Annotated in this window: 10 protein-coding genes and 1 pseudogene; 8 read left to right on the top strand and 3 right to left on the bottom strand. The window is 74.9% G+C overall.

The annotated features are described in order from the left end of the window. Positions 1–58: 58 nt before the first annotated feature. Positions 59–502 (bottom strand): response regulator, encoded by a 444-nt coding sequence (locus tag F593_RS28905; RefSeq protein WP_211216191.1) that lies wholly within the window; start codon positions 500–502, stop codon positions 59–61. A 110-nt stretch (positions 503–612) separates the two neighbouring features. Here F593_RS28905 and F593_RS0119765 point away from each other — a divergent pair, with 110 nt between their 5' ends. Then, a complete protein-coding gene (locus tag F593_RS0119765) occupies positions 613–1,899 on the top strand; it encodes an aminotransferase family protein (protein WP_022930475.1) in 1,287 nt (428 codons plus the stop codon). A 29-nt stretch (positions 1,900–1,928) separates the two neighbouring features. On the opposite strand, the gene F593_RS26945 is transcribed toward F593_RS0119765, so the two are convergent. After that, complete coding sequence (locus F593_RS26945; protein ID WP_022930474.1) at positions 1,929–4,199, bottom strand: MMPL family transporter; 2,271 nt, start codon at positions 4,197–4,199, stop codon at positions 1,929–1,931. A gap of 160 nt (positions 4,200–4,359) precedes the next feature. Between F593_RS26945 and F593_RS28900 the strand changes: the two genes are divergently transcribed. Both F593_RS28900 and F593_RS0119750 read left to right on the top strand, forming a co-directional pair. Next, positions 4,360–5,520, top strand: a complete 1,161-nt coding sequence (locus F593_RS28900; protein ID WP_022930473.1) for a sensor histidine kinase — start codon at positions 4,360–4,362, stop codon at positions 5,518–5,520. Beyond that, complete coding sequence (locus tag F593_RS0119750) at positions 5,517–6,185, top strand: response regulator (protein ID WP_022930472.1); 669 nt, start codon at positions 5,517–5,519, stop codon at positions 6,183–6,185. The genes F593_RS28900 and F593_RS0119750 overlap by 4 nt, the downstream gene beginning before the upstream one ends. A gap of 31 nt (positions 6,186–6,216) precedes the next feature. Here the strand turns inward: F593_RS0119750 and F593_RS26935 are convergent, their stop codons facing one another. Further along, a complete protein-coding gene (locus F593_RS26935; protein WP_022930471.1) occupies positions 6,217–7,386 on the bottom strand; it encodes a CaiB/BaiF CoA transferase family protein in 1,170 nt (389 codons plus the stop codon). Between the two features lie 123 nt (positions 7,387–7,509). On the opposite strand from F593_RS26935, the gene F593_RS0119740 reads away from it, so the two are divergent. The 5 genes and pseudogenes from F593_RS0119740 to F593_RS26930 all read left to right on the top strand — a co-directional run. Continuing rightward, entirely contained in the window at positions 7,510–8,970 is a 1,461-nt protein-coding gene (locus F593_RS0119740; protein WP_022930470.1) for an aldehyde dehydrogenase family protein, read from the top strand. 118 nt (positions 8,971–9,088) lie between these two features. After that, positions 9,089–10,282 (top strand): acyl-CoA dehydrogenase family protein, encoded by a 1,194-nt coding sequence (locus F593_RS0119735; protein ID WP_022930469.1) that lies wholly within the window; start codon positions 9,089–9,091, stop codon positions 10,280–10,282. A 76-nt stretch (positions 10,283–10,358) separates the two neighbouring features. After that, the gene (locus F593_RS0119730) at positions 10,359–11,240 is read left to right on the top strand and encodes a 3-hydroxybutyryl-CoA dehydrogenase (protein ID WP_022930468.1); all 882 of its coding nucleotides are present in this window, start codon (positions 10,359–10,361) and stop codon (positions 11,238–11,240) included. Positions 11,241–11,281: 41 nt separating this feature from the next. After that, positions 11,282–11,938: a GntR family transcriptional regulator gene (locus tag F593_RS0119725; protein ID WP_028721828.1), complete on the top strand. Its 657-nt coding sequence runs from the start codon at positions 11,282–11,284 to the stop codon at positions 11,936–11,938. Between the two features lie 138 nt (positions 11,939–12,076). Further along, a pseudogene (locus tag F593_RS26930) lies at positions 12,077–12,304 on the top strand (hypothetical protein); the annotation flags it as partial.

Below are 12,304 nucleotides of genomic sequence, written 5' to 3'. Positions count from 1 at the left end.
GACGGTTGTTTCCCGTCCGCCCGCGAAGGGTATGTGCTGGTGTTTTCCTGACGGCGTGTCATGCGGGCCGTCGGCGGCGGCCGATCTCCCGCAGGCGGCGCAGGATCTCCCGACGCGACGCGGCCTTGTCCACAACCCCGTCGACGCCGCTCGCCGAACCGACGCCATCCCGCCCCGGGTCGCCGGTCATCAGGGCGATCCGCACGCCCTCGAGGGCTTCGTCCTCGCGCAGCACCCGCGCCGCCTCGATGCCGCCCATGCCCGGCATGCGAACGTCGAGGACGACGAGATCGGGACGCAGCTCCCGGGCGGCGAGGACCGCATCTCCGCCGTTCTCGACGACGCGCAGCACGGTCCAGCACGGGTCGGCTGCCATGCGCCGGACGAGGGGCGCGGAGTAGAACGGGCTGTCGTCCGCGAGCACCACGCGCACCGGCCCGGTCGGGGTCTGCACCTCGTTGGGCGGGCAGGGGACGGAGGGGCGCGGACGGGGACGGGTCATGACGGCGGCAGGCATGCGGGACTCGGGGTCGCAGGGGTGACACCCGGATGTCGTGGCCGGAGCCCGCCTTCCCCCCCCCCCTCCCGTTGCGCGTCCGCGATGCTCCGTCCATGAGCGACCCCCGCGCCTCCGCCTTCTGGCACCCCTTCGCCGACATGGGCGCCGTCGCCGGCGCGCCGTTCGTCATCGACCGCGCCGAGGGGGCCACGGTCTGGGACGAGGACGGGCGCGCCTACCTCGACGGCACCGCCGCGCTCTGGTACGCCAACCTCGGCCACGGCCGGCACGAGATCGTCGACGCGATCACGGCGCAGCTGCGCAAGCTCGACGCCTACTCCACCTTCGGGGACTACTCCAACCGGCCGGCGATGGACCTGGCGGAACGCCTCGCCGCCCTCTTCCCCGAGCCGGGGGCGAAGATCTTCTTCGGGTCCGGCGGCGGCGACATGATCGACTCGGCGGCGAAGATCGCCCGCGCCTCGTTCGCGCTGCAGGGGCAGCCCGAGCGGGTGCACCTCATCAGCCGCAACCACGGCTACCACGGCACCCACGGCTTCGGCACCGCGATCGCGGGCATCCCGGCGAACACGACGCACTTCGCCGTCGAGGCGCGCGACACGTCCGTCGTCCCCTACGACGACGCCGCGGCGCTCGAGGCGGAGATCCTGCGGGTCGGCCCGGAGCGGGTCGCCGCGTTCTTCTGCGAGCCCGTGATCGGCGCGGGCGGCGTCTACCCGCCGCCGGCGGGCTACATCGAGGAGGCCGTGGCGATCTGCCGCCGCCACGGCGTGCTGTTCGTCGCCGACTCCGTGATCAGCGGCTTCGGGCGGCTCGGCACCTGGCTGGGCATCGACCGCTGGGACGTCGTCCCCGACATGGTCACGACGGCGAAGGGCATCACGGGCGGCGTGCAGCCGCTCGGCGCGCTCTTCGTCCGCGAGGGGGTCGCCGCGCCGTTCTTCACGGGCGAGCCGGGTGCCCCGGTCCTGCGCCACGGCGCGACGTACGCGGGCCACCCCGCGGCCGCCGCCGCGGCGCTCGCCGCGCTCGACCTCTACGAGCAGGACGACACCCTCGGCCGCGGCCGGCTGCTCGAGGTGCCGCTGACCCGCGCCCTCGCACCCCTGGCCGACAGCCCGCTGATCGCCGAGGTGCGCTCGGGCACCGGCTTCCTGGCCGGCGTCGAGCTCGCCGACGACGTCCTGCAGCGGGTGCCGGGCGCCGTGGCGACGTGGCAGCTCGCCGTCCGCGAGGTCGGCGTCCTCGCGCGTCCGCTCGGCCGCGGCCTGGCGGTCTCGCCGCCGCTGATCGTGGACGAGTCCGACGTGGAGCGCATCGGCGCCGCGCTGGCCGAGGGCCTGCAGGCCGTCGACCGGGCGGCGCAGGCCACGGCCTGAGGGATCGCGGGGCCCGGGACGCGCACGGATCAGGCCGAGGAGTGTCCCGCGGTACGCGGTCCCGGCCCCGCCGTCCGTTCCGCGGCCGGATCGGGCCCGCCCTGCCCACCGTCCGCGTCGGCCCGCGCGCCCGCGCCGTTGCCCATCGCCACGGGGCCGTCGCCCTCCTCGGCCCGCTCGAGGTTCGCGCCCTCGATGTCGACGTCGGGGAGCAGCCGGTCCAGCCAGCGCGGCAGCCACCACGCGCGCTCGCCGAGGAGGCTCATGAGCGCCGGGATCAGCGTCATCCGCACCAGGAACGTGTCGATCAGCACCCCGACGGTGAGCGCGAACCCGATGGACTTGATGATCGCGTCGTCGGGCAGGATGAAGCCGGCGAAGACGCTGACCATGATGAGCCCGGCGGCCGTCACGACCCGCGCCGAGCGCCGGAAGCCCTCGCGCACGGCGTCCTGCGGCCCGGCGCCGTGGACGTGGGCCTCGCGCATGCCGGAGACCAGGAACACCTGGTAGTCCATCGCCAGGCCGAACAGGATGCCGACGGTCAGGATCGGGATCAGGCTGACGATCGGGGCGGTCTCGCCCACGCCGATCAGCTCGGCCCCGAAGCCGTCCTGGAACACGCCGACCATCGCGCCGAGCGCCGCCCCGATCGAAAGCAGGAACCCGCCGACGGCGGTGAGCGGCACGAGGATCGAGCGGAACGCGATCGTCAACAGGACGAACGCCAGCACGATGATCACCGCGAGGTACGGGATCAGCGCGCTGCCCATCCTGTCGGCGACGTCGATGTTCACGGCGGTCGACCCGGTCACGGACAGGTCGGCGCGCGTGCCGGCCGTGAGCGCCGCCTGGCCGTCGCGGATCTCGCGCACGAGGTCCTTGGTCGCCACGCTCGACGGCCCGCTCTCCGGGGTCACCTGGAGGATCGCCAGGCCGGCGTCCGCGACCTGCGGGGGCGACACGCTCGCCACGTCGTCGAGCTGCGCCATCCGCTCCCCGACCGTGGTCGCGGCGGCCTTCGCGTCCGTGCCCCGCGGCACCTCGGCGACGATCGTCAGCGGGCCGTTGAACCCCGCGCCGAAGGCCTTCGTGGTGAGGTCGCCGGCGGTGCGCTGCGGGGTGCCGACCGGCTTGGACGCGTCGTCCGGCAGCCCCAGGCGCAGGTGCGTGAGCGGCGCGGCCAGCGCGAGCGTCACGACGACGACCAGGCCGATGGCGATGCCGCGGTGGCGCACCACGGCGTCCACCCAGCGCAGACCGAGGGTGGAGGTGCCGGCGGCACCCTGGTCCGCACGCTTGCCGCGCAGCACCCGGGCGCCGGCGAACCCGAGCAGCGCGGGGACGAGCGTGACGGCGATGACGACGGCGAGCGCGACGGTCGCCGCGGCCGCGATGCCCATCGCCGCCATGAACGGGACGCCGCTCACCACGAGGGCGACGAGGGCGACGACGACGGTCGAGCCGGCGAAGACCACGGCGGTGCCGGCGGTGCCGACCGCCTGCCCGGCGGCGACCTCGAGGGGCAGGCCGCCCTGCGCGAGCGCCCGGTAGCGGGAGGTGATGAGGAGGGCGTAGTCGATGCCGACCGCCAGCCCGAGCATCGCCGCGAGGCTGATCACGGCCGAGCTGAGGTCGAAGACCGCGCTCGCGGCCATGATCCCCGTCAGGCCGATGCCCACCCCGATCACCGCGGTGAGGAGCGGCATGCCGGCGGCGACGATCGACCCGAACGTGATCAGCAGGACGACGAAGGCGACCACGATGCCGATGCCCTCGGTGGCCCCGCCGCCCGCCGTCTCCGGGGCCGCGTCGCCGGTGAGCCCGATCTGCAACCCCCGCGACTCCGCGCCGTCGGCGGCCGTCGAGACGGCGGCCAGGTCGCCGTCGGTCAACGCCGCCTTCTCGCGGTCGAAGCGGATCTCGGCGTAGGCCACGCGGCCGTCCTCCGAGACCGTGCCGGTCGCGAACGGGTCGCTGACGGACGCGATCCCGGGCGCCTCGTCGATCTCGTCCAGCGCGTCGCGGACCGCGGCCCGCGCCTCGCCCGTCAGGCGCTCGCCGGCCGGGGCCCCGAAGACGATCCGGCCGCTCGCCCCCTTCGTCGCCGGTGCGCGGGCGCCCAGCAGCTCGTTGGCCTTCTGCGACTCGGTGCCCGGGATGGAGAAGCTGCCGGAGAACGATCCCCCGGCCAGCGCGGCGGCGGCGCCACCGGCGAGGAGGAGGGCGACCCAGACCGCCAGGACGGCGCGCCGTCGGCGGAAGGAGAAGCGCCCGAGGCGCTGGAGAAGTCGTGACATGCGGGTTCCGGAAGGTCGTGGATCGGGTGCTCCTCCATGCTCGGCGGCCGGGCCCGTCCCGTCGCCCCCCGCGGGGACCACCCTCGAGGCGCCCTCGGAGGGCGTGGCCGTGGTCCTTTCGGTGGCATCGCCGCAGGCCCGGGCACGCCACAGTGCAGGGGTGACCCTGCGCGTCCTCAGCGGCCGTCGTGCCCCGGCCGCCCGGGACGTCGCCGTCGTCGTGGTGCTCGTCGCGGCCTCGATCGTGCTGGTGCTGGCCGACATCGACCGGACGATCCGCGCCGACGCCCGCGACCCCGACGCCCTCGGGATCGCGTTCGCCACGCTCTCGTGCCTGCCGGTCCTCGTCGCCCGGCGGTGGCCCGCGCCCGCGGCGTGCGCCGCGGTCGTCGTGACGTCGCTCGGCCTCGGCGTCGGCTACTCCCTCGCGCTGCCGATGCTCGTCGCGCTGCTGCTCGCGGGCTACGCCGGGGTCCGGGGGCCCCGCCGGACCACGGCGGTGGTCGGTGCCGTGGCGGGCACGGCCGTCGCGTTGCTCGTCGCCGACTCGCTCGACGACCCGGTGTTCGCGCCCATGGTCGGCGCGTTCGCCTTCGGCGTGGTGCCCGTGCTGTTCGGCGACGTCGTCGGCAGCGCCCGCCGCGAGGCCGCCGACGCGCGCGAGTCGGCCCGGCGGATCGAGCAGCTGCGGGACCGCGACGTCGGGCGGGCCGTCGCCGAGGAGCGCCTGCGGATCGCGCGCGACATGCACGACATCACCGGCCACCACCTCAGCGCGCTGGCCCTGCAGGCGGCGGGCCTGAGCCTGACGACCGCCGAGCCGGAGACGAAGGCGGCGCTGCAGCGGATCCACGGGATCGCCACCGCGGCGCTCGGGCAGACGCGGCGGGCGCTGGGCGTGCTGCGTGCCGACGACGCCGAGCGCGTGCCCGCACCGCGGCTCGCCGACGTGGCGGGCCTGCTCGGCCCGGCCCGCGAGAGCGGCCTGGCGGTCGACCTGCGCGTCCAGGGGGACCCGCGGGAGCTCCCGGACGAGGTCGAGGTGTGCGCCTACCGGGTGCTGCAGGAGTCGCTGACCAACGTCGTCCGGCACGCGGCGGCGTCGCGGGTCGAGGTCGTCCTGACCCATGGGCCCCAGGAGCTGGAGCTGCGGGTGACCGACGATGGACGCGGCGCCGGGGTGGAGCCGAGCCCCGACGGCGTGGGCCTCGAGGGGATGCGGGAGCGCGTCGGCCTGCTCGGCGGCACCCTCTCCGCGGGCCCGGCACCCGGCGGCGGATGGACCGTGACCGCCCGCCTCCCGGCCACACTGCGCGCATGAGCATCCGCGTCCTCATCGCCGACGACCAGGCGGTCTCCCGTCAGGGCCTGCGGATGATCCTGGGCAGTCAGCCCGACATCGAGGTGATCGGCGAGGCGATCGACGGCCTCGACGCGCTCGGGCAGGTCGAGCGCAAGCGGCCCGACGTGGTCCTCATGGACATCCGGATGCCGCGGATGGACGGGCTCGAGGCGACCCGACGGCTGCGCGACGATCCCGCCGTACAGGTCATCGTCATCACGACGTTCGACCTCGACGAGTACGTGCTGGAGGCCCTGCGGGCCGGGGCCGTCGGGTTCCTCGTGAAGGACTCGACGCCCGAGCTGATCATCGACGCCGTGCGGGTGGTGCACCGCGGCGACGCGCTCATCGCCCCGGAGGTCACGCGGCGGCTGCTCGCGCAGTTCACGGCCGCCGCGCCCGCCCGCGCGGGCGATCCGGCCCTGGACGAGCTCACGCCCCGCGAGCGCGACGTGCTGCTCGGCATCGCCGCCGGCCGCAGCAACGCCGCGATCGCCGCCACCCTCGACCTCGAGGAGAGCACCGTCAAGAAGTACGTCGTGCGGATGCTGGCCAAGCTCGGGCTCGCCAGCCGCGTGCAGGCCGTGATCTTCGCCTACGAGACCGGGCTCGTCGCGCCGGGCGACGGGCCGCGGGCGGGCTGACGGACGACGCCGCCCGAGACCTCGCGGCGTCCTAGCCCGCGACGGCGCCCCGGGCCTGCCGGGCGAGCTCCAGCGCGTCCGCGAAGGAGGTGGCCCCGAGCGCCGGCGGCGCCGACACGTAGCGCGGCGGCGTGCGCGAGAGCCCGATCGGGTTGCGGATCGTGCGCACCGGGCGCCCCTCGGCGTCGGGCACGTCGACCGTCGGCCGCAGGCCCAGCCGCTCCGCCAGGGCGACGGCACCCGCGAGGTCGTTCACCCGGCCCGCAGGAACGCCGCGGGCGAGCAGGCGGGTCGCCCACGCCTCGGCGCCGTCGTCCGCCAGCCGCGCGCAGAGGAGCGCGCGCAGCGCCTCCCGGTGGGCCACCCGCGCGTCGTTCGTGACGAAGCGCGGATCGTCCGCGAGCTCCGGCCGCCCCAGCTCGTCGCACAGCGCGCGGAACTGCCGGTCGTTGCCGCAGGCCAGGACGAGCTCGCCGTCGGCGGCGGGCAACAGCTCGTACGGGGCGATCGACGGGTGCGCGTTGCCCATCCGCCCGGGCACGACGCCGCCGGCCACGTAGGCCGAGGACTGGTTGACCATCCCGGCCAGGAGCGAGGAGAGCAGGTCGACCTCGACTCGCTGGCCCTCCCCCGTGCGCTCGCGGTGGCGCAGCGCGGCGAGGATCCCGACCGCGGCGTGCAGGCCGCAGACGACGTCGACGAGGGCCACCCCGACCTTCTGCGGCTCGCCGTCGGGACGGCCCGTGACGCTCATGAGGCCGCCGACGGCCTGCACCAGCAGGTCGTAGCCGGGCAGCGCCGCCCCGCCCTCGCGCCCGAAGCCCGTGACGGAGCACGACACGAGGCCGGGGTTCTCCGCCGCCAGCGCCTCGTGGCCCAGGCCGAGCCGCTCCATCACGCCGGGGCGGAAGTTCTCCACGACGACGTCGGCCGTGGCGGCGAGCGCGCGGGCCTGCGCCCGTCCCTCGTCCGCGGCCAGGTCGAGCACGACGCTGTGCTTGTTGCGGTTGACGCCCAGGAAGTACGTCGCGACGCCGCGGTCGTCCAGCGGCGGCCCCCACGCGCGGGTGTCGTCGCCGGTGCCCGGCCGCTCGACCTTTACGACGGTCGCCCCCAGGTCGGCGAGGACCATCGTGGCCAGCGGTCCGGCGAGCACGCGGGAGAAGTCCACGATCACGAGGTCGTCGAGCGCAGCGGCCATGGCGCCGACACTATCGATCTTCGAAGGTTTAGGTTAGGGTTCCTCGCGACGCCGCCCCCCCGGCGCCCCGCCAGGCCACGCCGACCGCCCGGTCGGGCCGGCCGCCACCCGCCCAGGAGCCCGATGACCCCGCCCGCGACCACCGCCCCCGCGACCCTCCTCGTCGACGGCACCTGGCGCGCCGCGGCCGAGAGCTACCGCCGCACCGACCCGACGGCCCCGGAGCGCGAGACGGGCCGCTACGCGTCGGCCACCCCCGCCGACGTGGCCGACGCCTACGCCGCCGCCGCCCGCGCCCAGCCCGCCTGGGCCGGGACGGCCGCCACGGAGCGCGGCGAGCTGCTTCGCTGGGCGGCCGACCTGCTCGAGGCGCGGGCCGACGAGGCGACGGAGGCCCTGATCGCCGACGTCGGCAAGGCCCACCGCGACGCCCGCGGCGAGGTGCTGCGCGGCGCGGCGATCCTGCGCTTCCACGCGGGTGCGGTCTTGCAGGCCTCCGGCGGCACGTTCTCCGGCGCCGACCCGTCCACGCTCCTCATGTCGATCACCGAGCCCGTCGGCGTCGTCGGCGCGATCACCCCGTGGAACTTCCCCGTCGCGATCCCGCTGTGGAAGATCGCCCCCGCGCTCGTCTACGGCAACGCGGTCGTGTGGAAGCCGGCCGAGGCCGCGTCGGGCTCCGCCGTCCTCGTCGCGCGCCTGCTCGCCGACGCGGGCCTGCCCGCCGGCGTGCTCAACCTCGTGACGGGGTCGGGTCGCGCGCTGTCGGAGGCGCTGACCCAGGCCCCGGAGCTGGACGCGCTGACCTTCACGGGCTCCGTCGGCGTCGGGCAGCGGCTGCGCTTGGCGGTCGCCGGCCGCGAGCACCCCGCCAAGCTCGGTCTGGAGCTCGGCGGCAAGAACCCCGCCGTCGTCCTCGCCGACGCCGACCTGCCCGACGCGGCGGAGCAGATCGCCCGCGGCGCGATGCTCCAGGCCGGCCAGCGCTGCACCGCCACGAGCCGCGTGTACGTGCAGGACGAGGTCCACGACCAGTTCCTGGAGCTGCTGGTCGAGCGGGTCCGCGCCTTCACCGTCGGCGACCCCCGCGACCCGGCCACCGACATCGGACCGCTGGCGTCGGCCGAGCAGCGCGACACCGTCGGCGGCTACCTGGCCCTCGCCCGGGACGGCGACGCCACCGTCGCCTGTGGCGGCGGCATCTCGGACGGCGCCACCGGCTTCTGGGTGGAGCCGACGGTCCTCACCGACGTGCCCGACGACAGCCCACTCGTGCGCAAGGAGATCTTCGGGCCGGTGCTCTGCGTCGCCCGCGTCTCCGGCTTCGACGAGGCCCTGCGCCGCGCGAACGACACGCCCTTCGGCCTCTCCTCCGCCGTCTTCACCCGCGACCTCGCCACGGCGATGCGGTTCGCGACCGGGACCCGCTCGGGCCTCGTGCACGTCAACCGCGAGACCGCCGGCGTCGAGCCGCACCTGCCCTTCGGCGGCCTGAAGGACTCGAGCTCCACCGACCGCGAGCAGGGGATGGCCGCACGCGACTTCGTGACCCACACGAAGACCGTGTACGTCCGCCCCCGCTGAGCCGCGCCCCTGAACCCGCACCCCGGCGCACGCCGCCCACCCCGGCGCCACCGCCGCCCCGCACCCCTTCGGCACCGCACCACCGCACCCGCCACGCCCGCCCGACCCGAGGATCCCCATGTCCAGCCCCACCGCCACCCGCCCGCCGCTCAAGCCGCTCGACCTCATGAACGTCGACGCGCTCCTCTCGGACGAGGAGCGGGCCATGCGCGACGCCGTCCGCTCCTTCGTGCGGGACCGCGTGCTGCCCGACGTCGGCGACTGGTTCGAGCAGGCCACCGCCCCGAAGGAGCTCTTCCCCGAGCTCGGTCGCCTGGGCGTGCTGGGGATGCACCTCGAGGGCTACGGCTGCGCCGGCGCGTCCGCCACGGCCTACGGCCTGGCGTGCCTCGAGCTCGAGGCGGGGGACTCCGGCGTGCGCTCCATGGTCTCCGTGCAGGGCTCGCTCGCGATGTTCGCGATCTGGCGCTGGGGCTCGGAGGAGCAGAAGCAGGAATGGCTGCCGCGGATGGCCGCCGGCGAGGCGATCGGCTGCTTCGGCCTGACCGAGCCCGACTCCGGCTCCGACCCCAGCTCGATGCGGACCACCGCTCGCCGCGACGGCGGCGACTGGGTCCTCAACGGCCAGAAGATGTGGATCACGAACGGCTCCATCGCCGACGTGGCCGTCGTCTGGGCGCGCTGCACCGACGACGAGCGCGTCCGCGGCTTCGTCGTGCCGACCGCCACGCCCGGCTTCTCCGCCCCGGAGATCCACAAGAAGATGTCGCTGCGCGCGTCCGTCACGAGCGAGCTCGTCCTGGACGACGTCCGCCTGCCGGAGTCCGCCGCCCTGCCCGAGGTCCAGTCGCTCAAGGGCCCCCTCTCCTGCCTGAACGAGGCGCGCTACGGCATCGTCTGGGGCGCGATCGGCGCGGCCCGCGCGTGCTTCGAGTCCGCCCTGGACTACGCCGGCACCCGGATCCAGTTCGGCAAGCCGATCGCCTCCTTCCAGATCCAGCAGCAGAAGCTGGCCACGATGGCGCTCGAGGTCAACCGCGGCACGCTCCTGGCCCTGCAGCTCGGCCGCCTGAAGGACCAGGGCCTGCTGCACCCCGAGCAGGTGTCGATGGGCAAGCTCGGCAACGTCAACGCCGCGCTCGACGTCGCCCGCACCGCTCGCCAGGTCCTCGGCGGCAACGGCATCACGCTGGAGTACCCCGTGATCCGCCACATGAACAATCTCGAGTCGGTCGTGACATACGAAGGCACGGCAGACGTCCACGCGCTGGTGATCGGCCAGGCGTTGACCGGGATCTCGGCCTTCCGGTGACCCACCCCCACCCGGACGGCCGGACGCAACCGCCGTACGTGCCGGGCCGCACGACCCCATGAGCGACGATCGAACCATGAGCACCACCGAGTCCCCCGCACCCATCCAGCGCGTCGGCGTCGTCGGCGGCGGGCAGATGGGGGGCGGCATCGCCGAGGTCTCCGCCCGCGCCGGCTGCGACGTGATCGTCGTCGAGGCCACGCAGGAGCGCGCCGACGCCGCGATGCAGCGCATCGTCAAGTCGCTCGACCGCGGCGTGCAGCGCGGCAAGCTCGACCAGGACGCCGCCGACGCCACCCGGGCGCGCCTGCGCACCACGGCCGACATCACCGAGCTGCGCGACCGCGACCTCGTCGTCGAGGCCGTCGTGGAGCAGAAGCAGGCGAAGCTCGACGTGGTCCGGCGGCTGGCCGAGGTCGTGGAAGACCCCGACGCCATCCTCGCGTCGAACACCTCCTCCATCCCCATCGTCGAGCTCGGCGCCGCGATCGGCGACCGGGCCGACCACGTGCTCGGCCTGCACTTCTTCAACCCCGTGCCGGTCCTCAGCCTCGTCGAGATCATCCCCTCGCTGCTGACCCACGAGGACGTGACGGAGCGCGCCCGGCACTTCGTCGTCGACGTCCTGGGCAAGGACCCGATCCGCGCCCCCGACCGCGCGGGCTTCACCGTCAACGCGCTGCTCATCCCCTACCTGCTCTCCGCGATCCGCATGCTGGAGCAGGGCCTGGCCTCGGCGAAGGACATCGACGACGGCATGGTCAAGGGCTGCGCGCACCCGATGGGCCCGCTCGCCCTGACCGACCTGATCGGCCTGGACACCGTGCTCGGCGTGGCGGAGACGCTCTACGCCGAGCAGCGCGAGCAGCTCTTCGCCCCGCCCGCGCTGCTGCAGCGGCTCGTCGCCGCCGGCCGCCTCGGCCGCAAGACCGGCCGCGGGCTCTACGACTATGCGTGAGGGCCGCGGTCACGGACCCGCCGCGCTCTAGGGTGGGCGCCATGCTGGCCACCCCCCTCCCGGGCACCACGGGACAGCACGCGGTCGGGTGGCTGCGCCGCGCCATCGTCACCGGCGCGCTGCGCCCGGGGGCGCGCGTCAACCAGGAGTCCGTGGCGGAGGAGATCGGCGTGAGCGTCGCCCCCGTGCGCGAGGCGCTGCGGGTGCTGGAGCAGGAGGGCCAGGTGACCTACCGGCCGCGGCGGGGCTACTTCGTCACCGAGCTGCACATGGCCGACCTCGAGGAGATCTACGCGCTGCGCGCCCTGCTCGAGGACCGCGTGGCCCGCGACGCCCTCCCGGGCCTGACGGACGACGACCTGCGCCGGATCGAGGAGGCGGCGAAGGACTGCGTCGACGCCGCCACCACGGACGACATCGCCGGCGAGCTCGAGGCCAACCGCCGCTTCCACTTCGCGATCCTCGCCTCGCCCGACCATCCCCACGCGCTGCGCCACATCCAGCTCCTGTGGGACTCGACCGAGGCCTACCGGGCCCTCTACTACAACGACCCGGGCGAGCGGCAGCAGGCGACGGACGCCCACGACCGCATCGTCGCAGCGGTCGAGGCCCGCGACGCCGACCGCCTCGTGGCCGAGCTCGACGCCCACCGCGAGCGGGCGCTCGAGGTGCTCCGCGGCATCCTCGTCGAGGGCTGAACACCGGCGCCGAACCGGGGTTCATACCCGTTCGGGCGCCCTCGAAATCAGGCGTATGGCCGGTGGATCCGGGGGCACGGGTGTCGGTGAACGGGGAAGCACATCCGCACCCCGGAACGTCCCGAGGAGAGACCCATCATGGCCACCAACGCCACCGACACCACCCGCAGCACCGACGTCGCCCGCGGCCGCACGCAGCGCCTTACGACCGAGACGAAGCACGCCACGAAGACCACCGAGTTCTTCGCGATGATCGCCGTGATCGTCGGCATCCTGGTGAGCGCCGCGCTCATCAAGGGCGGCGACACCGAGGGCACGGACGAGTTCGTCGCCCGCCAGGCCTGGCTCTACGTGTCCATCGTCGCC

Origin of the sequence: Patulibacter americanus DSM 16676, from assembly GCF_000420025.1 — a bacterium.
Classification (GTDB): Bacteria; Actinomycetota; Thermoleophilia; order Solirubrobacterales; family Solirubrobacteraceae; genus Patulibacter; species Patulibacter americanus.
Note: the sequence above shows the minus strand (reverse complement) of the source record. Positions and strands in the feature narration are given on the sequence as shown.